Origin of the sequence: Klebsiella sp. CN_Kp113 (assembly GCF_040064585.1) — a bacterium.
Lineage (GTDB): Bacteria > Pseudomonadota > Gammaproteobacteria > Enterobacterales > Enterobacteriaceae > Klebsiella > Klebsiella michiganensis.
In genome coordinates this window covers 136,873-160,343 of sequence record NZ_JBEAID010000022.1, presented here as the reverse complement: position 1 = coordinate 160,343, position 23,471 = coordinate 136,873, and the positions used below count along the sequence as shown (strand labels likewise).

Genomic DNA, 23,471 nt, shown 5'->3' with positions numbered 1-23,471 from the left:
CGGGCGGAGCGGCGGAGAAGTTACAGTTTTTGATGCAGATAATCGCTAAAGCGCGACAGCACGCCGCCCTTGCCAACGCTTTCCAGCGTCACCAGCGGCCAGTGGGCCACCACTTTATCACCATCGTAAAGGGAGATTTCGCCAACCCGCTGGTGGGCGGCGATCGGCGCTTCCAGCACTTTGTTATCCAGCACGTATTTGGCCTTAATGCGCGAGACTTCCGACTTCGGCAGCGCTAGCCAGAAGTCCTGATCGGTCCCCAGCTTAATCTGCTCTTTATCGCCATACCAGATACGCTCAACGCCGACCTGCTTGCCGTCCTGCAGGACCTGGACGGTATCGAAGTTTTGCTGGCCCCAGTGCAGCAGCTTCGCCGCCTGCTGTTCACGCCCTTTCGGGCTGTCGGCTCCCATCACCACCGCAATCAGCCGGCGCTGGCCGTCCACCGCGGAGGCAATCAGGTTGAAGCCGGCGCCCGAGGTGTGGCCGGTCTTCAGACCATCGACGTTCATGGTCTTATCCCACAGCAGACCGTTGCGGTTCTGCTGGGTAATGCCGTTCCAGGTCAGGCTCTTCTGGCTGTACATATGGTAGACGTCCGGCTCGCCGTGAATAATCGCCCGCGAGAGCACCGCCAGATCGTAGGCCGAACTGTGCTGACCCGGCGCGTCCAGACCGTGGACGGTTTCAAAATGGGTATCCTGCAAATGCAGTTTTTCCACGTAGCTGTTCATCAGCGCGACGAACTGCGGCTGGCCGCCGGCGACGTAGTCCGCCAGCGCCACGCAGGCATCGTTGCCGGAGTCAACGATCAGCCCGCGGCTTAAATCGCGTACGCTGACCCGATCGCCGGGCTTAAGGAACATCAGCGAAGAACCATTAAAGACCGGGTTACCCTGCGCCCAGGCGTCTTTCCCGACGGTGACGATGTCGTCAAAGGTGATGCGCTGGCTGTCGATAGCGCGATCGACCACGTAGCCGGTCATGAGTTTGGTCAGGCTGGCGGGATTGCGCTGCTGATGCTCGTTACCGGCGGTCAGGATCTGGCCGGTGGTGTAATCCATCAGCACCCAGGAACCGGCCTGAATAGAAGGAGGCGTCACGTTGACGGGAAAATCATTGGCGGCAAATGCGCAGGAAACGCTCGCAGCGAGCAAAGATACAGCAATAAAAAAACGGCCTTTCAACGGCATATCCTCTAAATTGACAGATTCGCCGTCCTTTTTACGGAACTTCTCGTTTCAAATCAGGGTTTAATTGCAAGAAAATATGACATCACCGACGCGGGACAAAGGGGATACCCTTCTGATGGCCCGGCAAATCGTTTACCATGAAGGCTGCTCGCCACCAGGAATAATGAACAGATTATGCAAGATAGCGCCAGCCAGCCCGGATTTTTATTTCACGATTACGAGACCTTCGGCACCAGTCCCTCGCTCGACCGACCGTCGCAGTTTGCCGCCATTCGCACCGATGAAGACCTGAATATCGTCGGCGAACCCGAAGTCTTCTACTGCAGGCTCGCCGATGACTATCTGCCGCAGCCGCAGGCGGTCATGGTCACCGGGATAACGCCGCAGGAGGCGAACGCCAAGGGCGACAACGAAGCCGCTTTCGCCCGCCGCGTTCACGATCTGTTCACGGTGCCGAAAACCTGCATCGTCGGCTATAACAACGTGCGCTTCGATGACGAAGTGACGCGCAACATTCTCTATCGTAATTTTTACGATCCCTACGCCTGGAGCTGGCAGCACGACAACTCCCGCTGGGATCTGCTGGACGTGATGCGCGCCTGCTATGCGCTGCGCCCCGAAGGGATCAACTGGCCGGAAAATGAAGAGGGCTTACCGAGCTTCCGGCTGGAGCATCTGACCGTCGCTAACGGCATCGAACACAGCAACGCCCACGACGCGATGGCCGACGTTTACGCCACCATCGCCATGGCGAAACTGGTGAAAACCCAGCAGCCGCGCCTGTTCGATTATCTTTACGCCCACCGCAACAAGCGTAAGCTGGCGACGCTGATTGACGTGCCGCAAATCAAACCGCTGGTGCATGTTTCCGGCATGTTCGGCGCGGCGCGCGGCAATACCAGCCTGGTCGCCCCGCTGGCGTGGCACCCGGACAACCGTAACGCGGTGATTATGGTCGACCTGGCCGGAGACATCGCCCCCCTGCTGGAGCTCGATGCCGACACCCTGCGCGAGCGGCTGTATACGCCGAAAAGCGAGCTGGGCGATCTGGCTGCGGTGCCGATCAAGCTGGTCCACCTGAATAAATGCCCGGTGCTGGCGCAGCAAAACACCCTGCGTCCGCAGGATGCCGACCGGCTGGGCATCAATATCCAGCGCTGTCTGGAGAACGCCCAGCTGCTGCGGGCCAATCCGCAGGTACGTGAGAAAGCGGTGGCGATTTTTGCCGAAGCGGAGCCGTTTGTGCCGTCCGATAATGTCGATACGCAGCTGTATAACGGCTTTTTCAGCGATGCCGACCGCGCGGCGATGAAAATCGTACTCGAAACCGAGCCGCGCAACCTGCCGGCGCTGGATATTACCTTCGCCGATCAGCGTATCGAGCGCCTGCTGTTCAACTATCGCGCGCGCAACTATCCCGGCACGCTGGATGAAGCCGAGCAGCAGCGCTGGTTAGAGCACCGTCGCCAGGTCTTTACGCCTGAGTTTTTGCAGACCTACGCCGATGAGCTGCAGATGCTGTACCAGCAGTATGCGGACGATAAAGAGAAGCTGGCGCAGCTGAAGGCGCTGTGGCAGTACGCGCAGGATATTGTTTGATTGGCAGAAATTCCCGGGTTGCGGCTAACGCCTTACCCGGGCTACAAACGATGGCAGGACTCGTAGCCCGGGTAAGACGCCTCGCGTCGCACCCGGGAACGTTGCTTAGCCTTTGGCGCGGCTGGCGATAATCGCCTCAGCCACGTTGCGCGGGGCTTCCGCGTAGTGGTGGAACTCCATGCTGTAGGTCGCCCGGCCCTGGGACATTGAACGCAGCGTGGTGGAATAGCCAAACATCTCGGCCAGCGGCACGTCGGCGCGGATAATCTGGCTGCCGAACCGCTCCTCCATCCCCTGCACCATTCCGCGACGGGAAGAGAGATCGCCCATGATATTCCCGGCGTACTCTTCCGGGGTCTCCACTTCCACGTGCATCACCGGTTCAAGAATAACCGGGTCGGCCCTGCGCGCCCCTTCCTTGAAGCCAAATATCGCCGCCATCCGGAAAGCCATCTCCGACGAGTCGACGTCGTGATACGAACCAAACGTCAGGGTCGCCTTGATATCCACCACCGGATAGCCCGCCAGCACGCCGGTGCCCATCGCTTCGCGCAGCCCTTTTTCCACTGAAGGGATGTACTCGCGCGGCACCACGCCGCCTTTGGTCGCGTCCTCAAACACAAAACCGCTTCCCGGCTCCAGCGGTTCAAGGGTCAGCACCACGTGACCGTACTGCCCTTTACCGCCGGACTGGCGGACAAATTTACCTTCCACCTCTTTGACCGTTTTGCGGATCGTCTCGCGATAGGTCACCTGCGGACGCCCGATATTCGCCTCGACGCCAAACTCACGCTTCATGCGGTCGACGATAATCTCCAGATGCAGTTCGCCCATCCCGGAAACGATCGTCTGGCCTGACTCCTCGTCAGTATGCAGACGAAACGACGGATCTTCCGCCGCCAGCCGCTGCAGGGCGATACCCATTTTCTCCTGATCGGCTTTGGTTTTCGGTTCAATCGCCAGCGAAATCACCGGCTCCGGAAACTCCATCCGTTCGAGGGTAATCACCGCATCCGGGTCGCACAGCGTGTCGCCGGTGGTGACATCCTTCAGGCCGACGCAGGCGGCAATGTCCCCGGCGTGCAGTTCGTCCACCTCATGGCGATCGTTGGCCTGCATCAGCACGATGCGTCCGATGCGCTCTTTCTTACCTTTCACCGGATTCCACACCGCATCGCCTTTTTTCAACGTCCCGGAATAGACGCGGATAAAGGTCAGCTGTCCGACGTAGGGGTCGGTCATCAGCTTGAAGGCCAGCGCCGAGAACGGTTCGTCGTCGCCCGGATGACGTTCAGCGGGCCGCCCTTTCTCATCCACGCCCTGAATCGCCGGAATATCCAGCGGCGACGGCATCAGCTCAACCACCGCATCAAGCATCCGCTGCACGCCTTTGTTTTTAAACGCGCTGCCGCACAGCACCGCCTGGATTTCCCCCTTCACCGTGCGCTGGCGCAGACCGGCGACGATCTCCGCCTCGTCCAGCTCACCGGTTTCGAGATATTTGTCCATCAGTTCGTCGCTGGCTTCCGCCGCCGCCGAGACCATTTTCTCCCGCCACAGACGGGCGGTTTCCACGAGGTCGGCAGGCACCGGCGCATAGCTGAAGGTCATCCCCTGGGTGGCGTCATCCCACAAAATGGCGCGCATTTTGATGAGATCCACCACCCCGGTGAAGTGCTCTTCGGCGCCAACCGGGATCGCAATCGGCACCGGATTGGCCTTCAGGCGATCGATCATCATCTGCACCACGCGGAAAAAATCCGCGCCGGGGCGGTCCATCTTGTTGACGAAGGCCAGCCGCGGAACGTGGTATTTATTCGCCTGCCGCCAGACGGTTTCCGACTGCGGCTGCACGCCGCCGACGGAGTCGTAAACCATCACCGCGCCGTCCAGGACGCGCATGGAGCGTTCCACTTCGATGGTGAAATCCACGTGCCCGGGGGTATCGATGATATTAATCCGGTGCGGCTCGAAGCTGCGGTCCATGCCGGGCCAGAAGCAGCTCACCGCCGCGGAGGTAATGGTGATCCCGCGCTCCTGCTCCTGCGCCATCCAGTCGGTGGTTGCCGCGCCATCGTGTACTTCCCCCAGCTTGTGGCTCATCCCGGTATAAAACAGGATGCGCTCGGTGGTGGTGGTTTTGCCGGCATCGATATGCGCGGAGATACCGATGTTGCGATAACGTTCGAGGGGGATGGGTCGGGGCATGATGCGTCCTTAGTCATTGTGACTGTTAACAGGCGGCCGGAATTGGCCGCCGTTCATATAACGGCATCTATCATAGTACAACTGTACGAGTATATTCGAACTATTTTTGCTATCGTTACTATTGGTGAAGCTGCGACGACCCGCGTGGCTTTAGAAAAGCAGTTTCGGTATATTACCGGCCAGCCGCCGATACGGGCCGCTGCTCACGGAGCTGCGCCGCCGCCGACACAGGAATATTATGATCGCCAATCACCCCGAACGTGAACAAATTCGCCTCGAAAATGTCCTTTTCGCTCTCGGCAACCCGCTGCGGCTTGAGATTATCCGTATCCTTGCCGACGGCAGCGAGCAGAGCTGTAACGCCCTGCGTCATGAAGATGTGGCGAAGTCGACCATGACCCACCACTGGCGCGTCCTGCGCGACAGCGGTGTGATCTGGCAGCGGCCTCAGGGGCGGGAGAATTTGATTTCGCTGCGCCGGGAAGATTTAGACGCGCGCTTTCCCGGCCTGCTGGATACGCTGCTTAAGGTCATGCAGCACGATAACTAAAGGCCTGCGCGCCGGCCCCTACTCCTCACCGGCCAGCCGCCGATACTGGGCAAAGCGGGCGCGCGCATCCTCCTCGGTTCTGCTAAAAAGCGCATCCGCGAGATGCGGCGTCGTTTTGTGCAGCGAGGCGTAGCGCACTTCGCCAAGCAAAAAGTCGCGGAAGCTCTCCTCCGGCTCTTCGGAATCGAGCATAAACGGCGTCTTGCCCTCCGCTTCCCGCTGCGGATGATAGCGCCACAGGTGCCAGTATCCCGCTTCAACCGCCCGTTTCGCCTCGCGCTGGCTGCAGCGCATACCGGCTTTCAGCCCGTGGTTAATGCAGGCGGCGTAGGCAATCACCAGCGACGGTCCCGGCCAGGCTTCAGCCTCGGCGATCGCGCGCAGCGTCTGATCTTTATCGGCGCCCATGGCGACCTGGGCCACGTACACATTGCCGTAGCTCATCGCCATCATGCCAAGATCTTTTTTCCGCGTGCGTTTGCCCTGCGCGGCAAACTTCGCGATGGCCGCCACCGGGGTCGATTTAGACGACTGCCCGCCGGTATTGGAGTAAACCTCGGTATCAAACACCAGAATATTCACGTCTTCCCCGCTCGCCAGCACGTGATCGAGACCGCCGAAGCCGATATCGTAGGCCCAGCCGTCGCCGCCGAAAATCCACTGCGACCGGCGCACAAAATAGTCGCGGTTCTGCCATAGCTGCTCCAGCAGCGGCACGCCCTCTTTTTCCGCCGCCAGCCGTTCGCTGAGCCGGTCCGCGCGCTCGCGGGTACCCTCGCCTTCATCCTGCTTCGCCAGCCACTGGCGCATCGCGTCGAGGAGTTCGTCGCTGACCGGCAGCGCCAGCGCGGCGGTCATATCATCGGCGATTTGTTGACGCACCGCCTGGCCGCCGAGCATCATGCCGAGGCCAAACTCCGCGTTATCCTCAAACAGCGAGTTCGCCCATGCCGGGCCGTGGCCGCGGTGGTTGGTGGTATAGGGAATCGACGGCGCGCTGGCTCCCCAGATTGAAGAGCAGCCGGTGGCGTTAGCGATCAGCATCCGGTCGCCAAACAGCTGGGTTATCAGGCGGGCATAAGGCGTTTCGCCGCATCCCGCGCAGGCGCCGGAAAACTGCAGCAGCGGGGTTTCAAACTGGCTGCCTTTGACCGTCGTCTTCCGGAACGGATTGCTCTTCGGCGTCAGCGCCAGCGCATAGTCCCAGACCGGCGCCATCTGGCGCTGGCTATCAAGAGACTGCATTTTTAACGCCTTGCCGCGCGAAGGACAGATATCCACACAGTTGCCGCAGCCGGAGCAATCCAGCGGCGAAATAGCCAGATGGTAGTGGTACGCCTTCGCTCCCTGAGCGGGTTTGCTCAACAGCCCGGCCGGCGCAGCGTCCTGCTCTTCGCCGTTGAGCAGCGCCGGGCGGATCGCCGCGTGGGGGCAGATAAAGGCGCACTGGTTACACTGCGTGCAGCCCTCCGGCTGCCAGACCGGCACTTCCAGCGCGATCCCGCGTTTCTCCCAGGCGGCAGTGCCCGAGGGAAAGGTGCCGTCTTCCATGCCGACAAACGCGCTTACCGGCAGCTGGTCGCCGCACTGGCGGTTCATCGGCTGCAGAATATCGCGGATGAAATCCGGCATCATGGCTGAAGCCTGCGCCACGGGCTCATCCAGCGTCGCCCAGTGCGCCGGAATGGTCACCTGATGCAGCGAAGCCATGCCCAGCTCGATCGCCCGCTGGTTCATCTCGATCACCGCCGCCCCTTTGCTGCCGTAGCTTTTTTCAACCGCCTGCTTGAGGTAATCCGCCGCGGTCTGCGGGTCGATAATTGCCGCCAGCTTAAAGAATGCCGCCTGCATCAGCATATTAAAGCGCCCGCCCAGCCCGAGCTCGCGGGCGATATCCACGGCGTTCAGGGTATAAAAATGGATATTTTCCCGCGCCAGATAGCGTTTAAAGCCGACCGGCAGATGCTGCTCCAGCTCCGCATCGGACCAGCTGCAGTTGAGTAAAAAGGTCCCGCCCGGCTTTAACCCATCCAGCAGGTCATAGCGCTCCACGTAGGACTGCTGCGAACAGGAGATAAAATCGGCCCGATGGATCAGGTAGGGCGAATTGATCGGCCGGTCGCCGAAGCGCAAATGCGAAACGGTAATGCCGCCGGATTTTTTCGAGTCATAGGAAAAGTAGGCCTGCGCGTAGAGCGGCGTTTTGTCGCCGATGATTTTGATCGCGCTTTTATTGGCCCCGACGGTGCCGTCCGAACCCATGCCCCAAAATTTACAGGCGGTGATGCCATCATGCGAGACCGCCAGCGTCTGCTGGCGCGGGGGCAACGAGGTAAAGGTGACATCATCGACAATACCGAGGGTAAAGCCGTCCATCGGCAGCGGTTTATTGAGGTTGTCAAAGACCGCCGCGATATCGTTGGGCAGAACGTCCTTACCGCCAAGCGCGTAGCGGCCGCCGACAATCAGCGGCGCATCGTCGTGGTGGTAGAAGGCGTTTTTCACATCCAGGCACAGCGGTTCAGCCTGAGCGCCGGGCTCTTTGGTGCGGTCAAGCACGGCAATCCGCTGCACGGTTTTCGGCAGGTGGGCGAAGAAGTGGGCCAGCGAAAAAGGGCGAAACAGATGCACGCTGAGCAGCCCGACCTTCTCTCCCGCCGCGTTCAGCGTATCCACCACTTCCTGAACGGTGTCGCAGACCGACCCCATGGCGATAATCACCCGTTCGGCATCCGCCGCGCCGGTGTAGTTAAACAGATGGTACTCCCGGCCGGTGAGCGCGCTGATTTGCGCCATATAGCTTTCGACAATGTCGGGCAGCGCCTGATAAAAACGGTTACCCGCCTCTCTTTCCTGGAAGTAGATATCCGGGTTTTGCGCCGTTCCGCGGATGACCGGATGATCCGGATGCAGCGCGTTACGGCGGAAGCTGTCGAGCGCGGGCCGGTCCAGCAGCGTCGCCAGCTGGTCATATTCCAGCACCTCGATTTTTTGAATTTCGTGCGAGGTGCGGAAACCATCGAAGAAGTTAACAAACGGGATACGTCCCTTAATCGCCGCCAGATGCGCCACCGCCGACAAATCCATCACCTGCTGCACGTTGTTCTCCGCCAGCATCGCGCAGCCGGTCTGGCGAACCGCCATCACGTCCTGGTGATCGCCAAAAATATTCAGCGAATTGGTCGCCAGCGCCCGGGCGCTGACGTGAAAGACGCCCGGCAGCAGTTCACCGGCGATTTTGTACATGTTGGGGATCATCAGCAGCAGCCCCTGGGAGGCCGTATAGGTGGTGGTGAGCGCCCCGGCCTGCAGCGCGCCGTGTACCGCGCCTGCCGCGCCGGCTTCCGACTGCATCTCCATTAAGCGCACCGGCTGGCCAAAAAGGTTCTTTTTCCCCTGCGCCGCCCACTCGTCGACGTTTTCCGCCATCGGCGTGGAAGGGGTAATGGGGTAAATCGCCGCGACCTCGGTAAAGGCATAAGAGATCCAGGCCGCCGCGGCGTTGCCATCCATTGTTTTCATTTTTCCGGACATTGTTCAATCCTCGAAGGTGAGAGGCATCTTCGCCGCCTCAAATAAGCGGCAAACCCAGTTGTTGCCTCAAGCACAGCCTGTGCCAGCTCGCGGATGACCGAAGAGTTAGCGCGAATTCAACGCGTTATGAAGATAAAGGCAACGCAGCGCGCCGAGAGATTGCGTGGAACAAGACACAGGGGACGACAAGCTGTTGAACAGACGACAAACCGCCACAATGGCCCCGGCAGGCGGAATTGTTCTGTTTCCCACATTTGGTCGCCTTATTGTGCCGTTTTGTTTTACGCCCTGCGCGGCAATGAATTAATAAATGCATAAAAATCAAACAAATAAACAAACAGGCACGGCTGGTATGTTCCCTGCACTTCTCTGCTGGCAAACACTCAACAACAGGAGAAGTCACCATGACCATGCGTCAATGCGCTATTTACGGTAAAGGCGGTATCGGCAAATCCACCACCACGCAGAACCTCGTCGCCGCGCTGGCGGAGATGGGTAAGAAAGTAATGATCGTCGGCTGCGATCCGAAGGCGGACTCCACCCGCCTGATCCTGCACGCTAAAGCACAGAACACCATTATGGAGATGGCCGCGGAAGTCGGCTCGGTCGAGGATCTCGAGCTCGAAGACGTGCTGCAAATTGGCTACGGCGACGTGCGCTGCGCGGAATCCGGCGGCCCGGAGCCAGGCGTCGGCTGCGCGGGGCGCGGCGTGATCACGGCGATCAACTTTCTTGAAGAAGAAGGCGCCTACGAGGACGATCTCGATTTTGTCTTCTATGACGTGCTCGGCGACGTGGTCTGCGGCGGCTTCGCCATGCCTATCCGCGAAAACAAAGCCCAGGAGATCTACATCGTCTGCTCCGGCGAAATGATGGCGATGTACGCCGCCAACAATATCTCCAAAGGGATCGTTAAATACGCTAAATCCGGCAAGGTGCGCCTCGGCGGCCTGATCTGTAACTCACGCCAGACCGACCGTGAAGACGAACTGATCATGGCCCTGGCGGAAAAGCTCGGGACCCAGATGATCCACTTTGTCCCCCGCGACAATATCGTGCAGCGCGCGGAGATCCGCCGAATGACGGTTATCGAGTACGACCCCGCCTGCCAGCAGGCCAACGAATACCGCACCCTGGCGCAGAAGATCGTCAACAACACCATGAAAGTGGTGCCGACACCCTGCACCATGGATGAGCTGGAGTCGCTGCTGATGGAGTTCGGCATCATGGAAGAAGAAGACACCAGCATCATTGGTAAAACCGCCGCCGAAGAAAGCGCGGCCTGAGCACAGGACAATAATGATGACCAACGCAACGGGCGAACGTAATCTGTCGCTGATCCAGGAAGTCCTGGAGGTGTTCCCGGAAACCGCGCGAAAAGAGCGCAGAAAGCACATGATGGTCAGCGATCCGCAAATGGAGAGCGTCGGCAAGTGCATTATCTCTAACCGCAAATCACAACCCGGCGTGATGACCGTGCGCGGCTGCGCCTACGCCGGCTCGAAAGGGGTGGTATTCGGGCCAATCAAGGATATGGCCCACATCTCGCACGGGCCGGTCGGCTGCGGCCAGTATTCCCGCGCCGGACGACGCAACTACTACACCGGGGTCAGCGGCGTCGATAGCTTCGGCACGCTGAACTTCACCTCTGATTTTCAGGAGCGCGACATCGTCTTCGGCGGCGATAAAAAGCTCAGCAAGCTGATTGAAGAGATGGAGCTGCTGTTCCCGCTCACCAAAGGGATCACCATACAGTCGGAATGCCCGGTGGGGCTGATCGGCGATGATATCAGCGCGGTGGCCAACGCCAGCAGCAAAGCGCTGGATAAACCGGTGATCCCGGTACGCTGCGAAGGCTTTCGCGGCGTGTCGCAGTCGCTGGGGCACCATATCGCCAACGACGTGGTGCGCGACTGGATCCTCAACAATCGCGAAGGACAGCCGTTTGAAACCACCCCTTACGATGTGGCGATCATCGGCGACTACAACATCGGCGGCGACGCCTGGGCCTCGCGCATCCTGCTGGAAGAGATGGGGCTACGGGTGGTCGCGCAGTGGTCCGGCGACGGCACGCTGGTGGAGATGGAGAACACCCCATTCGTCAAGCTGAACCTGGTTCACTGCTATCGTTCGATGAACTATATCGCCCGCCATATGGAGGAAAAACATCAGATTCCGTGGATGGAGTACAACTTCTTCGGGCCGACCAAAATCGCCGAATCGCTGCGCAAAATCGCCGATCAGTTTGACGATACTATTCGCGCGAACGCCGAAGCGGTGATCGCCCGGTATGAGGGGCAGATGGCGGCGATTATCGCCAAATATCGCCCGCGCCTGGAGGGGCGTAAGGTGCTGCTCTATATGGGTGGCCTGCGGCCACGCCACGTCATCGGCGCCTACGAGGATCTCGGCATGGAGATCATCGCCGCCGGGTACGAGTTTGCCCATAACGATGACTACGACCGCACCCTGCCGGATCTCAAAGAGGGCACGCTGCTGTTCGATGACGCCAGCAGCTATGAGCTGGAAGCGTTCGTTAAGGCGCTGAAGCCCGACCTTATCGGCTCCGGCATCAAGGAAAAATATATCTTCCAGAAAATGGGCGTGCCGTTCCGCCAGATGCACTCGTGGGACTATTCCGGCCCGTACCACGGCTACGATGGTTTCGCCATTTTCGCCCGCGATATGGATATGACCCTGAACAACCCGGCGTGGAACGAACTCACCGCGCCGTGGCTGAAGTCTGCGTGATTGCCCACTCACTGTCCCGTCTGTTCACCGATTTGTGGCGCGGGAGGAGAACACCATGAGCCAAACGATTGATAAAATTAATAGCTGCTATCCGCTATTCGAACAGGATGAATACCAGGAGCTATTCCGCAATAAGCGGCAGCTGGAGGAAGCGCACGATGCCCAGCGCGTGCAGGAGGTCTTTACCTGGACCACCACCGCCGAGTATGAAGCGCTGAATTTCCAGCGCGAGGCGCTGACCGTTGACCCGGCGAAAGCCTGCCAGCCGCTTGGCGCGGTGCTTTGCTCGCTGGGATTTGCCAATACCCTGCCGTACGTCCACGGCTCCCAAGGGTGCGTGGCCTACTTTCGCACCTATTTTAACCGCCATTTCAAAGAGCCGATCGCCTGCGTCTCCGACTCGATGACCGAAGACGCGGCGGTCTTCGGCGGCAACAACAACATGAATCTGGGTCTGCAGAACGCCAGCGCGCTGTACAAGCCGGAGATCATCGCGGTTTCCACCACCTGCATGGCGGAAGTCATCGGCGATGACCTGCAGGCGTTTATCGCCAACGCCAAAAAAGATGGCTTCGTCGATAGCAGCATCGCCGTGCCCCATGCCCATACGCCAAGCTTTATCGGCAGCCACGTCACCGGCTGGGACAACATGTTTGAAGGCTTCGCCAAAACCTTCACCGCGGACTACCAGGGGCAGCCGGGCAAACTGCAGAAGCTCAATCTGGTGACCGGCTTTGAAACCTATCTCGGCAACTTCCGCGTATTAAAACGGATGATGGAACAGATGGCGGTGCCGTGCAGCCTGCTCTCCGATCCGTCAGAAGTTCTCGACACGCCCGCCGACGGCCATTATCGGATGTATTCCGGCGGCACCACGCAGCAGGAGATGAAAGAGGCTCCTGACGCCATCGATACGCTGCTTCTGCAGCCGTGGCAGCTGCTGAAGAGCAAAAAAGTGGTGCAGGAGATGTGGAACCAGCCCGCCACCGAGGTCGCGATTCCGCTGGGGCTGGCCGCTACCGATGAACTGCTGATGACCGTCAGCCAGCTTAGCGGCAAGCCGATCGCCGACGCCCTCACCCTTGAGCGCGGCCGGCTGGTTGACATGATGCTCGATTCCCACACCTGGCTGCACGGCAAGAAATTTGGCCTGTACGGCGACCCGGACTTCGTGATGGGCCTCACCCGCTTCCTGCTGGAGCTGGGCTGCGAGCCGACGGTGATCCTGAGCCATAACGCCAACAAACGCTGGCAAAAAGCGATGAAGAAAATGCTTGATGCCTCGCCGTACGGGCGCGACAGCGAAGTGTTTATCAACTGCGATTTGTGGCACTTCCGTTCGCTGATGTTCACCCGTCAGCCGGACTTTATGATCGGCAACTCCTACGGCAAGTTTATCCAGCGCGATACCCTGGCGAAGGGCAAAGCCTTTGAAGTACCGCTTATCCGCCTCGGCTTTCCGCTGTTCGACCGCCACCATCTACACCGCCAGACAACCTGGGGTTATGAAGGGGCGATGAACATTGTGACGACGCTGGTAAACGCCGTGCTGGAGAAACTGGATAGCGATACCAGCCAGCTGGGCAAAACCGATTACAGTTTCGATCTCGTCCGTTAACCATCAGGCGCCCCGCGTCATGCGGGGCCAGGAGGGAGTATGCCCATCGTGATTTTCCGTGAGCGCGGCGCGGACCTGTACGCCTATATCGCGAAACAGGATCTGGAGGCGCGAGTGCTCCAGATTGAGCATAACGACGCTGAACGCTGGGGCGGCGCGATTTCGCTGGAAGGGGGACGCCGCTACTACGTCAATCCGCAGCCGGGGCGCCCCGCCTTTCCGATAAGCCTGCGCGCGACGCGCGGCGCGTTGATATAAGGAGCTGGAGATGTCCGACAACGATACCCTTTTCTGGCGCATGCTGGCGCTGTTTCAGTCCCTGCCGGACCTGCAGCCGGCGCAAATTGTCGACTGGCTGGCGCAGGAGTGCGGCGAGACGCTGACCCCGGCGCGGCTGGCGACCCTGACCCAGCCGCAGCTGGCCGCCAGCTTTCCCTCCGCGACGGCGGTGATGTCCCCCGCTCGCTGGTCGCGGGTGATGGCGAGCCTGCAGGGCGCGCTGCCCGCCCATTTACGCATCGTTCACCCTGCCCAGCGAACGCCGCAGCTGCTGGCGGCGTTTTGCTCCCAGGATGGCCTGATGATTAACGGCCATTTCGGTCAGGGGCGGCTGTTTTTTATCTACGCGTTCGATGAGCAAGGCGGCTGGCTGCACGATCTGCGCCGCTATCCCTCCGCGCCCACCCAGCAGGAAGCCAGCGAAGTGCGCGCCCGGCTGATTGAAGACTGCCAGCTGCTGTTTTGTCAGGAGATCGGCGGGCCCGCCGCCGCCCGGCTGATCCGCCACCGGATCCACCCGATGAAAGCGCAGCCCGGGACGACGATTCATGCGCAGTGCGAGGCGATCAATACGCTGCTGGCCGGCCGTTTGCCGCCGTGGCTGGCGAAGCGGCTTAACCGGGATAACCCTCTGGAAGAACGCGTTTTTTAATCCCTGTTTTGTGCTTGTTGCCCGCTGACCCCGCGGGCTTTTTTTTGCGTATGGACGCGTTCCCCACGTTACGGTCAGGGGAATATTCCGTTCACGGTTGTTCCGGGCTTCTTGATGCGCCTAACCCCCTCGCTGCCAGCCTTCCAGCAACAAATAGCCATGCCAGTGCGATAGGACATAAAGCATTACTTACCGCCATCCCTTGTCCGATTGTTGGCTTTGTCGCAAAGCCAACAACCCTTTTTCTTTAAATATCAAGGCGCCGCTTATGGAGCGCGAATTGCATCTTCCCCCTCATCCCCCACCGTCAACGAGGTCACTATGAAGGGAAATGAAATTCTGGCGCTGCTGGATGAACCGGCCTGTGAACACAACCATAAACAAAAATCCGGCTGCAGCGCGCCCAAACCCGGCGCCACCGCCGGCGGCTGCGCGTTCGACGGCGCGCAGATAACCCTGCTGCCCATTGCCGACGTGGCGCATCTGGTCCATGGCCCCATCGGCTGCGCCGGAAGCTCCTGGGATAACCGCGGCAGCGCCAGCTCCGGCCCCACCCTGAATCGGCTCGGGTTCACCACCGATCTCAACGAACAGGACGTGATTATGGGCCGCGGCGAACGTCGCCTGTTTCACGCCGTGCGCCATATCGTCACCCGTTATCACCCGGCGGCGGTCTTTATCTACAACACCTGCGTACCGGCCATGGAGGGCGATGACCTGGAAGCGGTATGCCAGGCCGCGCAGACCGCCACCGGCGTACCGGTTATCGCCATTGACGCCGCCGGTTTTTACGGCAGTAAAAATCTCGGTAACCGGCTGGCCGGCGAAGTCATGGTGAAACGGGTAATCGGTCAGCGCGAGCCCGCGCCCTGGCCGGAGAGCACGCCCTTTGCCCCGGAGCAGCGTCACGATATTGGCCTGATTGGCGAATTCAATATTGCCGGCGAGTTCTGGCATATTCAGCCGCTGCTCGACGAGCTGGGGATCCGCGTGCTCGGCAGCCTCTCCGGCGATGGCCGTTTCGCCGAGATCCAGACCATGCATCGGGCGCAGGCCAATATGCTGGTCTGCTCGCGGGCGCTAATTAACGTCGCCAGAGCCCTGGAGCAGCGCTACGGCACGCCGTGGTTCGAAGGCAGCTTCTACGGGATCCGCGCCACCTCCGACGCCCTGCGCCAGCTGGCGGCGCTGCTGGGCGATGACGACCTTAGCCAGCGCACCGAAGCGCTGATTGCGCGGGAGGAACAGACGGCGGAACTGGCGCTACAACCGTGGCGCGAACGGCTGCGCGGCCGCAAAGCGCTGCTCTATACCGGCGGGGTGAAATCCTGGTCGGTGGTCTCGGCGCTTCAGGATTTGGGCATGACCGTGGTGGCAACCGGCACGCGTAAATCCACCGAAGAGGATAAACAGCGGATCCGCGAGCTGATGGGCGAAGAGGCGGTAATGCTGGAAGAAGGCAACGCCCGCACGCTGCTGGATGTGGTCTATCGCTATCAGGCCGACCTGATGATTGCCGGCGGACGCAATATGTACACCGCCTATAAAGCCAGGCTGCCGTTTCTCGATATCAATCAGGAGCGCGAACACGCCTTCGCCGGCTACAAGGGGATTGTCACCCTCGCCCGCCAGCTGTGTCAGACCATCGACAGTCCCATCTGGCCGCAAACCCATGCCCGCGCCCCGTGGCACTAAGGAGTACACCATGGCAGACATTTTCCGCACCGATAAACCGCTGGCGGTCAGCCCGATCAAGACCGGCCAGCCGCTCGGCGCAATCCTCGCCAGCCTCGGGATTGAACACAGTATCCCTCTGGTCCACGGCGCGCAGGGATGCAGCGCCTTCGCCAAAGTCTTTTTTATTCAACACTTCCACGACCCGGTTCCCCTGCAGTCGACGGCGATGGACCCCACCTCGACGATTATGGGCGCGGACGGCAATATTTTCACCGCCCTGGATACCCTCTGCCAGCGCAACGCGCCGCAGGCTATCGTGCTGCTCAGCACCGGGCTGTCTGAGGCTCAGGGCAGCGACATTTCCCGCGTGGTTCGCCAGTTTCGCGAAGAGTATCCCCGGCACAAGAGCGTGGCGATATTAACCGTTAACACGCCGGATTTTTATGGTTCCATGGAAAACGGCTTCAGCGCGGTGCTCGAGAGCGTCATTGAGCAGTGGGTTGCGCCGACGCCGCGCCCCGCTCAGCGCAATCGCCGGGTCAACCTGCTGGTCAGCCACCTCTGCTCGCCGGGCGATATCGAGTGGCTGCGCCGATGCGTCGAAGCCTTTGGTCTGCAGCCGATAATCCTGCCGGACCTTGCGCAATCGATGGATGGGCACCTGGCGCAAGGCGATTTCTCGCCGCTGACCCAGGGCGGGACGCCGCTGCGCCAGATAGAACAGATGGGACAAAGCCTGTGCAGCTTCGCCATTGGCGTCTCCCTCCACCGCGCGTCATCGCTGCTGGCCCCGCGCTGCCGGGGCGAGGTTATCGCCCTGCCGCACCTGATGACCCTCGATCGCTGCGACGCCTTTATTCATCAACTGGCGAAAATTTCCGGACGCGCCGTTCCCGCGTGGCTGGAGCGCCAGCGCGGTCAGCTGCAGGATGCGATGATCGACTGTCATATGTGGCTTCAGGGCCAGCGCATGGCGATAGCGGCGGAAGGCGATCTGCTGGCGGCGTGGTGTGATTTCGCCAACAGCCAGGGGATGCAGCCCGGCCCGCTGGTGGCTCCTACCGGCCATCCCAGCCTGCGCCAGCTGCCGGTGGAACGCGTGGTGCCGGGAGATCTGGAGGATCTGCAAACGCTGCTGTGCGCCCAACCCGCCGACCTGCTGGTGGCCAACTCCCACGCCTGCGACCTGGCGGAGCAGTTTGCGCTGCCGCTGGTGCGCGCGGGTTTTCCGATCTTTGACAAGCTCGGTGAATTCCGCCGGGTGCGTCAGGGATACAGCGGAATGCGCGATACGCTGTTCGAGCTGGCAAACCTGATGCGCGAGCGCCATCACCACCTCGCCCGCTACCGATCGCCGCTTCGCCAGAACACCGAATCTTCACTCTCCACAGGAGGCGCCTATGCCGCCGATTAACCGTCAGTTTGATATGGTCCACTCCGATGAGTGGTCTATGAAGGTCGCCTTCGCCAGTTCCGACTATCGTCATGTCGATCAGCATTTTGGCGCCACGCCGCGGCTGGTGGTATACGGCGTCAAGGCGGATCGGGTCACCCTGATCCGGGTGGTTGATTTCTCCGTTGAGAACGGCCACCAGACGGAGAAGATCGCCAGGCGGGTCCACGCCCTTGAGGATTGCGTCACGCTGTTCTGCGTGGCGATTGGCGACGCGGTTTTTCGTCAGCTGCTGCAGGTCGGCGTCCGCGCCGAACGCGTTCCCGCCGACACTACCATCGTCGGCTTACTGCAGGAGATCCAGCTTTACTGGTACGACAAAGGGCAGCGCAAAAATGCGCGCCAGCGCGACCCGGAGCGCTTTACCCGTCTGCTGCAGGAACAGGAGTGGCATGAGGAACCGGACCCGCGCCGCTAGCCGTGTCGTTTGTGTGACAAAGCCCACAAAACACCCCGACACTGTCGGGCGCATCTTGTCAGGGCAAAATATAACAAATTGAAAATATTGCATTTTATTCTCTGGTATCGCATTTGCTAGTTCGTTAACGCCACCGCACTCCTGCGGTGAACCGCGCCCCGGCGTTTTCCGTCATCATCCCTGGAGCTGACAGCATGTGGAATTACTCCGAGAAAGTGAAAGACCATTTTTTTAATCCCCGCAACGCGCGCGTGGTGGACAACGCCAACGCGGTAGGCGATGTGGGGTCATTAAGCTGCGGCGACGCGCTGCGCCTGATGCTGCGCGTTGACCCGCAAAGCGAAATTATCCAGGAAGCGGGCTTCCAGACCTTCGGCTGCGGCAGCGCCATCGCCTCCTCCTCCGCGCTGACGGAGCTGATTATCGGCCATACCCTGGCCGAAGCCGGGCAGATAACCAATCAGCAGATTGCCGATTATCTCGACGGGCTACCGCCGGAGAAAATGCACTGCTCGGTGATGGGCCAGGAGGCCCTGCGCGCGGCCATCGCCAACTTTCGCGGCGAAAGCCTGGAGGAAGAGCATGAGGAGGGCAAGCTGATCTGCAAATGCTTCGGCGTCGATGAAGGACACATTCGCCGCGCGGTGCAGAACAACGGCCTGACCACCCTTGAAGAGGTGATCAACTACACCAAAGCGGGCGGCGGCTGCACCGCCTGCCACGAAAAAATCGAGCTGGCGCTGGCGGAGATCCTCGCGCAGCCGCCGCAGACGCCGCCCGCCGCGGCCAGCGGCAAAGATCCGCACTGGCAGAGCGTCGTCGAGACCATCGCTGAACTGCGCCCGCATATTCAGGCCGACGGCGGCGATATGTCGCTGCTCAGCGTCGCCAACCACCAGGTGACCGTCAGCCTCTCCGGCAGCTGTAGCGGCTGCATGATGACCGATATGACCCTGGCCTGGCTGCAGCAAAAACTGATGGAACGTACCGGCTGTTATATGGAAGTGGTGGCGGCCTGAGCCGCGGTTAACTGACCCTAGGGGGACAAGATGAAACAGGTTTATCTCGATAACAACGCCACCACCCGTCTGGACCCAATGGTTCTGGAAGCGATGATGCCCTTTTTGACCGACTTTTACGGCAACCCCTCGTCGATACACGATTTTGGCATACCGGCCCAGGCGGCTCTGGAGCGCGCGCATCAACAGGCTGCGGCGCTGCTGGGCGCGGAGTATCCCAGCGAGATCATCTTTACCTCCTGCGCCACCGAAGCTACCGCCACCGCCATCGCCTCGGCCATCGCCCTGCTGCCGGAGCGGCGCGAAATTATCACCAGCGCGGTCGAACATCCGGCGACGCTGGCGGCCTGCGAGCACCTGGAGCGCCAGGGCTACCAGATCCATCGCATCGCGGTGGATAGCGAGGGAGCGCTGGACATGGCGCAGTTCCGCGCCGCGCTCAGCCCGCGCGTCGCGCTGGTCAGCGCCATGTGGGCGAATAACGAAACCGGGGTGCTTTTCCCGATCGCCGAAATGGCGGAGCTGGCCCATGAACAAGGGGCGCTGTTTCACTGCGATGCGGTACAGGTGGTGGGCAAAATGCCGATTGCCGTGGGCGAGACCCGCATCGACATGCTCTCCTGCTCGGCGCATAAGTTTCACGGACCAAAAGGCGTAGGCTGTCTCTATCTGCGCCGGGGAACGCGCTTTCGCCCGCTGCTGCGCGGCGGTCATCAGGAGTACGGTCGGCGCGCCGGGACGGAAAATATCTGCGGAATCGTCGGCATGGGCGCGGCCTGCGAGCTGGCGAATATTCATCTGCCGGGAATGGCGCATATCGGCCAGCTGCGCGACAGGCTGGAGCATCGCCTGCTGGCCAGCGTGCCGTCGGTCATGGTGATGGGCGGTAGCCAGCCGCGGGTGCCCGGCACGGCGAATCTGGCCTTTGAGTTTATTGAGGGTGAGGCCATTCTGCTGCTGCTCAACCAGGCCGGGATCGCCGCCTCCAGCGGCAGCGCCTGCACGTCAGGCTCGCTGGAACCCTCCCACGTGATGCGGGCGATGAATATCCCCTATACCGCCGCCCACGGCACCATCCGCTTTTCCCTCTCGCGCTACACCCGGGAGAAAGAGATCGATTACGTCGTCACCGCGCTGCCGCCGATTATCGACCGGCTGCGCGCGCTGTCGCCCTACTGGCACAACGGCAAGCCGCGCCCGGCGGACGCCGTCTTCACGCCGGTTTACGGCTAAGGCGGAGGTGGCTGATGGGACGCGTGCTGATTAACGATACCACCCTGCGCGACGGCGAACAGAGCCCCGGCGTCGCCTTTCGCACCAGCGAAAAGGTCGCCATTGCCGAGGCGCTTTATGCCGCAGGGATTACGGCGATGGAGGTCGGCACCCCGGCGATGGGGGACGAGGAGATCGCGCGGATCCAGCTGGTGCGTCGTCAGCTGCCCGACGCGACGCTGATGACCTGGTGCCGGATGAACGCGCTGGAAATCCGCCAGAGCGCCGATCTGGGCGTTGACTGGGTGGATATTTCGATTCCGGCTTCAGATAAGCTGCGGCAGTACAAACTGCGCGAGCCGCTAACGGTGCTGCTGGAGCGGCTGGCGATGTTTATCCGCCTTGCGCATACGCTCGGTCTGCAGGTATGCATCGGCTGCGAGGACGCCTCGCGCGCCGGGGGCCAGGCCCTGCGCGCTATCGCCGAGGTCGCGCAGCAGTGCGGCGCCGCCCGCCTGCGCTATGCCGATACGGTCGGCCTGCTCGACCCCCTCTCCACCGCGGCGCAAATCTCGGCCCTGCGCGAAGTCTGGGCCGGGGAAATCGAAATGCACGCCCACAACGACCTGGGTATGGCCACCGCCAATACGCTGGCGGCGGTAAGCGCCGGGGCCACCAGCGTGAATACGACGATCCTCGGCCTCGGCGAGCGGGCGGGCAACGCGGCGCTGGAAACCGTCGCGCTGGGCCTGGAGCGCTGCCTCGGCGTTAAGACCGGCGTGCATTTTCCAGCGCTGCCCGCGCTCTGTCAGAGGGTCGCCGAAGCCGCCCAGCGCGCCATCGACCCGCAGCAGCCGCTGGTCGGCGAGCTGGTGTTTACCCATGAATCAGGGGTCCACGTGGCGGCGCTGCTGCGCGACAGCGAGAGCTATCAGTCGATCGCCCCTTCCCTGATGGGCCGCAGCTACCGGCTGGTGCTGGGTAAACACTCCGGGCGTCAGGCGGTCAACGGCGTATTTGACCAGATGGGCTATCACCTTAACGCCGCGCAAATTAACCAGCTGCTGCCCGCCATCCGCCGCTTCGCCGAGAACTGGAAGCGCAGCCCGAAAGATTATGAGCTGGTGGCTATCTACGACGAGCTGTGCGGTGAATCCGCCCTGCGGGCGAGGGGGTAATGATGGAGTGGTTTTATCAAATTCCCGGCGTGGACGAACTTCGCTCCGCCGAATCCTTTTTCCAGTTTTTCGCCGTCCCCTATCAGCCCGAGCTGCTTGGCCGCTGCTGCCTGCCGGTGCTGGCAACCTTTCACCGCAAACTGCGCGCCGAGGTGCCGCTGCAAAACCGGCTGGAGGAAAACGCCCGCGCTCACTGGCTGCTGGCGCGACGACTGCTTGCGGAGAGCTATCAGCAACAGTTTCAGGAGAGCGGAACATGAGACCGAAATTCACCTTTAGCGAAGAGGTCCGCGTCGTACGCGCGATTCGTAACGACGGCACCGTGGCGGGCTTCGCCCCCGGCGCGCTGCTGGTCAGGCGCGGCAGCACCGGCTTTGTGCGCGACTGGGGCGTTTTTTTGCAGGATCAGATTATCTACCAGATCCACTTTCCGGAAACCGATCGGATCATCGGCTGCCGCGAACAGGAGCTGATCCCCATCACCCAGCCGTGGCTGGCCGGAAACTTGCAATATGGTGATAACGTCGCCTGCCGGATGGCGCTCGCGGTCAACGGCGAAGTCGTCGTGGCCGTTGGCCAGCGGGGACGCATCGAGGCGACCGATCGCGGAGAGACCGGCGACAGCTACACCGTGGACTTTAGCGGCCGCTGGTTCAGGGTTCCGGCGCAGGCCATCACCCTTATAGAGGAGAGAGAAGAATGAACGCATGGCAACGTTTTGCCCGGCAGCGGCTGGCGCGCAGCCGCTGGAATAGCGACCCGACGGCCCTGGAGCCGGCCGATACGCAGGCTTTTGAACAGGCCTGGCAACGTCAGTGCCATATGGAGCAGGCGATCGTCGCGCGGGTCCCGGAAAGCGATATTCCGGCGGCGCTGCTGGAGAATATCGCCGCCTCCCTTGCCGTCTGGCTCGACGAGGGGGAATTTACGCCGCCGGAGCGCGCAGCCATCGTGCTGCATCACGCCCGACTGGAGGTCGGCTTTACCGATATCGCCCGCCAGGCGCCGCAGCCGGATCTCTCCACGGTGCAGGCGTGGTACCTGCGCCACCAGACGCAGTTTATGCGCCCGGAGCAGCGTCTGACCCGCCACCTGCTGCTGACGGTCGATGGCGACCGCGAAGCCGTACACCAGCGGATCCTCGGCCTGTATCGGCAAATCAACGTCTCCCGGGACGCGTTTGCTCCGCTGGCTCGCCGCCATTCCCACTGCCCAAGCGCCCTGGAAGAGGGCCGTCTGGGCTGGATTAGCCGCGGGCTACTCTATCCCCAGCTTGAGACGGCGCTGTTTTCACTGGCGGAAAACGCCCTGAGCCTCCCCGTCGCCAGCGAGCTGGGGTGGCATCTTTTATGGTGTGAAGCAATTCGTCCCGCCGCGCCCATGGAGCCGCAGCAGGCGCTGGAGAGCGCGCGCGATTATCTTTGGCAGCAGAGCCAGCAGCGCCATCAGCGCCAGTGGCTGGAACAAACGATTTCCCGTCAGCCGGGCCTGTGCGGGTAGCCTCGCGGCTACCCGTTAACGCCTACAGCACCACGCGTTTAATCTCCTCAAGCCAGCTCGCCAGACGCGCTTCGGTCTGGTCGAACTGGTTATCCTGATCCAGCACCAGCCCAATAAAGCGTTCGCCCTCCAGCGCCGCAGAGGCGCTGAATTCATAGCCCTCATTTGGCCAGCTGCCGATTATCTGCGCGCCGCGCGCGCGCAGAGCGTCGTACAGCGGACGCATCCCGCTAACGAAGTTGTCCGGGTAGCCTTTCTGGTCGCCGAGGCCGAACAGCGCCACGGTTTTCCCGCTCAGGCTGGCGTCGTCGAGGCCGCTGATGAATTCGCTCCATGATTCGCCTTCGCATCCGGCCTCAAGCCCCGGCAGCTGGCCGTCGCCGAGCGTCGGCGTGCCCAGCAGCAGCACCGGATAGGCCATAAAGTCGTCCAGCGTCGTGCGGTTAATGTTGACCGGGGCATCCGCCAGCTCGCCCAGCTGTTTGTGGATCATTTTCGCGATTTTGCGGGTTTTACCGGTATCGGTGCCAAAGAAAATACCAATGTTCGCCATATTGCGCTCCTGTCGGAAAGGGGGTTGAAAACACGCGTTCTCGCAGAGGTATTGCGAAGGCTGTGCCAGGTTTCTTT

The 23,471-nt window shown here is 61.2% G+C and carries 20 protein-coding genes; 16 read left to right on the top strand and 4 right to left on the bottom strand.

Annotation, left to right across the window (positions count from 1 at the left end; genetic code table 11):
- Positions 1 to 20: 20 nt before the first annotated feature.
- Positions 21 to 1,187 carry a serine-type D-Ala-D-Ala carboxypeptidase DacD gene (gene dacD / locus ABLV30_RS14500; protein WP_064404619.1) on the bottom strand — a complete coding sequence of 389 codons (1,167 nt, stop codon included), beginning with the start codon at positions 1,185 to 1,187 and terminating at the stop codon, positions 21 to 23.
- A gap of 180 nt (positions 1,188 to 1,367) precedes the next feature.
- Here dacD and sbcB point away from each other — a divergent pair, with 180 nt between their 5' ends.
- Complete coding sequence (sbcB, locus tag ABLV30_RS14495) at positions 1,368 to 2,792, top strand: exodeoxyribonuclease I (protein WP_085520795.1); 1,425 nt, start codon at positions 1,368 to 1,370, stop codon at positions 2,790 to 2,792.
- A gap of 105 nt (positions 2,793 to 2,897) precedes the next feature.
- On the opposite strand, the gene fusA is transcribed toward sbcB, so the two are convergent.
- A complete protein-coding gene (gene fusA, locus ABLV30_RS14490) occupies positions 2,898 to 5,000 on the bottom strand; it encodes an elongation factor G (protein WP_048260876.1) in 2,103 nt (700 codons plus the stop codon).
- 238 nt (positions 5,001 to 5,238) lie between these two features.
- Between fusA and ABLV30_RS14485 the strand changes: the two genes are divergently transcribed.
- Positions 5,239 to 5,550: a helix-turn-helix domain-containing protein gene (locus tag ABLV30_RS14485; RefSeq protein ID WP_064374863.1), complete on the top strand. Its 312-nt coding sequence runs from the start codon at positions 5,239 to 5,241 to the stop codon at positions 5,548 to 5,550.
- Between the two features lie 18 nt (positions 5,551 to 5,568).
- On the opposite strand, the gene nifJ is transcribed toward ABLV30_RS14485, so the two are convergent.
- Complete coding sequence (gene nifJ / locus ABLV30_RS14480) at positions 5,569 to 9,084, bottom strand: pyruvate:ferredoxin (flavodoxin) oxidoreductase (protein WP_265800225.1); 3,516 nt, start codon at positions 9,082 to 9,084, stop codon at positions 5,569 to 5,571.
- A gap of 404 nt (positions 9,085 to 9,488) precedes the next feature.
- Between nifJ and nifH the strand changes: the two genes are divergently transcribed.
- The 14 genes from nifH to nifM all read left to right on the top strand — a co-directional run bounded on the left by nifH (position 9,489) and on the right by nifM (position 22,841).
- Positions 9,489 to 10,370, top strand: a complete 882-nt coding sequence (nifH, locus tag ABLV30_RS14475) for a nitrogenase iron protein (protein WP_004852391.1) — start codon at positions 9,489 to 9,491, stop codon at positions 10,368 to 10,370.
- Positions 10,371 to 10,386: 16 nt separating this feature from the next.
- On the top strand, positions 10,387 to 11,835 hold the full coding sequence (nifD, locus tag ABLV30_RS14470; protein WP_154950808.1) for a nitrogenase molybdenum-iron protein alpha chain: 1,449 nt from the start codon (positions 10,387 to 10,389) through the stop codon (positions 11,833 to 11,835).
- A gap of 55 nt (positions 11,836 to 11,890) precedes the next feature.
- A complete protein-coding gene (gene nifK, locus ABLV30_RS14465; RefSeq protein WP_014230023.1) occupies positions 11,891 to 13,453 on the top strand; it encodes a nitrogenase molybdenum-iron protein subunit beta in 1,563 nt (520 codons plus the stop codon).
- Between the two features lie 39 nt (positions 13,454 to 13,492).
- Positions 13,493 to 13,711, top strand: a complete 219-nt coding sequence (gene nifT / locus ABLV30_RS14460) for a putative nitrogen fixation protein NifT (protein WP_014230024.1) — start codon at positions 13,493 to 13,495, stop codon at positions 13,709 to 13,711.
- A gap of 10 nt (positions 13,712 to 13,721) precedes the next feature.
- The gene (locus tag ABLV30_RS14455; RefSeq protein WP_154950794.1) at positions 13,722 to 14,384 is read left to right on the top strand and encodes a NifB/NifX family molybdenum-iron cluster-binding protein; all 663 of its coding nucleotides are present in this window, start codon (positions 13,722 to 13,724) and stop codon (positions 14,382 to 14,384) included.
- Between the two features lie 321 nt (positions 14,385 to 14,705).
- Positions 14,706 to 16,079 (top strand): nitrogenase iron-molybdenum cofactor biosynthesis protein NifE, encoded by a 1,374-nt coding sequence (nifE, locus tag ABLV30_RS14450; protein WP_154950796.1) that lies wholly within the window; start codon positions 14,706 to 14,708, stop codon positions 16,077 to 16,079.
- A gap of 10 nt (positions 16,080 to 16,089) precedes the next feature.
- Positions 16,090 to 17,475 (top strand): nitrogenase iron-molybdenum cofactor biosynthesis protein NifN, encoded by a 1,386-nt coding sequence (nifN, locus tag ABLV30_RS14445; protein ID WP_154950798.1) that lies wholly within the window; start codon positions 16,090 to 16,092, stop codon positions 17,473 to 17,475.
- Positions 17,462 to 17,932 (top strand): NifB/NifX family molybdenum-iron cluster-binding protein, encoded by a 471-nt coding sequence (locus ABLV30_RS14440; RefSeq protein ID WP_049104338.1) that lies wholly within the window; start codon positions 17,462 to 17,464, stop codon positions 17,930 to 17,932. The genes nifN and ABLV30_RS14440 overlap by 14 nt, the downstream gene beginning before the upstream one ends.
- A gap of 194 nt (positions 17,933 to 18,126) precedes the next feature.
- The gene (nifU, locus tag ABLV30_RS14435; RefSeq protein ID WP_014230029.1) at positions 18,127 to 18,951 is read left to right on the top strand and encodes a Fe-S cluster assembly protein NifU; all 825 of its coding nucleotides are present in this window, start codon (positions 18,127 to 18,129) and stop codon (positions 18,949 to 18,951) included.
- 30 nt (positions 18,952 to 18,981) lie between these two features.
- Complete coding sequence (nifS, locus tag ABLV30_RS14430) at positions 18,982 to 20,184, top strand: cysteine desulfurase NifS (protein ID WP_048260858.1); 1,203 nt, start codon at positions 18,982 to 18,984, stop codon at positions 20,182 to 20,184.
- 14 nt (positions 20,185 to 20,198) lie between these two features.
- The gene (nifV, locus tag ABLV30_RS14425) at positions 20,199 to 21,341 is read left to right on the top strand and encodes a homocitrate synthase (RefSeq protein WP_048260856.1); all 1,143 of its coding nucleotides are present in this window, start codon (positions 20,199 to 20,201) and stop codon (positions 21,339 to 21,341) included.
- Positions 21,341 to 21,601 carry a nitrogenase-stabilizing/protective protein NifW gene (locus ABLV30_RS14420; protein WP_014230032.1) on the top strand — a complete coding sequence of 87 codons (261 nt, stop codon included), beginning with the start codon at positions 21,341 to 21,343 and terminating at the stop codon, positions 21,599 to 21,601. Before nifV ends, ABLV30_RS14420 begins: the two co-directional genes overlap by 1 nt.
- Complete coding sequence (locus ABLV30_RS14415; RefSeq protein WP_048260853.1) at positions 21,598 to 22,044, top strand: nitrogen fixation protein NifZ; 447 nt, start codon at positions 21,598 to 21,600, stop codon at positions 22,042 to 22,044. Before ABLV30_RS14420 ends, ABLV30_RS14415 begins: the two co-directional genes overlap by 4 nt.
- A complete protein-coding gene (gene nifM, locus ABLV30_RS14410) occupies positions 22,041 to 22,841 on the top strand; it encodes a nitrogen fixation protein NifM (protein WP_048260851.1) in 801 nt (266 codons plus the stop codon). Before ABLV30_RS14415 ends, nifM begins: the two co-directional genes overlap by 4 nt.
- A gap of 22 nt (positions 22,842 to 22,863) precedes the next feature.
- Here nifM and ABLV30_RS14405 read toward each other — a convergent pair whose 3' ends face one another.
- A complete protein-coding gene (locus ABLV30_RS14405) occupies positions 22,864 to 23,394 on the bottom strand; it encodes a flavodoxin (RefSeq protein WP_048260848.1) in 531 nt (176 codons plus the stop codon).
- Between the last annotated feature and the right edge of the window lie 77 nt (positions 23,395 to 23,471).

Coding starts and splice junctions, on each gene's coding strand:
- nifN (WP_154950798.1), top strand. CDS start 16,090: ATGGCAGACATTTTCCGCACCGATAAACCGCTGGCGGTCAGCCCGATC.
- ABLV30_RS14405 (WP_048260848.1), bottom strand. CDS start 23,394: ATGGCGAACATTGGTATTTTCTTTGGCACCGATACCGGTAAAACCCGC.
- nifK (WP_014230023.1), top strand. CDS start 11,891: ATGAGCCAAACGATTGATAAAATTAATAGCTGCTATCCGCTATTCGAA.
- ABLV30_RS14415 (WP_048260853.1), top strand. CDS start 21,598: ATGAGACCGAAATTCACCTTTAGCGAAGAGGTCCGCGTCGTACGCGCG.
- nifV (WP_048260856.1), top strand. CDS start 20,199: ATGGGACGCGTGCTGATTAACGATACCACCCTGCGCGACGGCGAACAG.
- nifS (WP_048260858.1), top strand. CDS start 18,982: ATGAAACAGGTTTATCTCGATAACAACGCCACCACCCGTCTGGACCCA.
- nifD (WP_154950808.1), top strand. CDS start 10,387: ATGACCAACGCAACGGGCGAACGTAATCTGTCGCTGATCCAGGAAGTC.
- ABLV30_RS14440 (WP_049104338.1), top strand. CDS start 17,462: ATGCCGCCGATTAACCGTCAGTTTGATATGGTCCACTCCGATGAGTGG.
- ABLV30_RS14485 (WP_064374863.1), top strand. CDS start 5,239: ATGATCGCCAATCACCCCGAACGTGAACAAATTCGCCTCGAAAATGTC.
- nifM (WP_048260851.1), top strand. CDS start 22,041: ATGAACGCATGGCAACGTTTTGCCCGGCAGCGGCTGGCGCGCAGCCGC.
- nifJ (WP_265800225.1), bottom strand. CDS start 9,084: ATGTCCGGAAAAATGAAAACAATGGATGGCAACGCCGCGGCGGCCTGG.
- sbcB (WP_085520795.1), top strand. CDS start 1,368: ATGCAAGATAGCGCCAGCCAGCCCGGATTTTTATTTCACGATTACGAG.
- nifE (WP_154950796.1), top strand. CDS start 14,706: ATGAAGGGAAATGAAATTCTGGCGCTGCTGGATGAACCGGCCTGTGAA.
- nifH (WP_004852391.1), top strand. CDS start 9,489: ATGACCATGCGTCAATGCGCTATTTACGGTAAAGGCGGTATCGGCAAA.
- ABLV30_RS14420 (WP_014230032.1), top strand. CDS start 21,341: ATGATGGAGTGGTTTTATCAAATTCCCGGCGTGGACGAACTTCGCTCC.
- fusA (WP_048260876.1), bottom strand. CDS start 5,000: ATGCCCCGACCCATCCCCCTCGAACGTTATCGCAACATCGGTATCTCC.
- ABLV30_RS14455 (WP_154950794.1), top strand. CDS start 13,722: ATGTCCGACAACGATACCCTTTTCTGGCGCATGCTGGCGCTGTTTCAG.
- nifT (WP_014230024.1), top strand. CDS start 13,493: ATGCCCATCGTGATTTTCCGTGAGCGCGGCGCGGACCTGTACGCCTAT.
- nifU (WP_014230029.1), top strand. CDS start 18,127: ATGTGGAATTACTCCGAGAAAGTGAAAGACCATTTTTTTAATCCCCGC.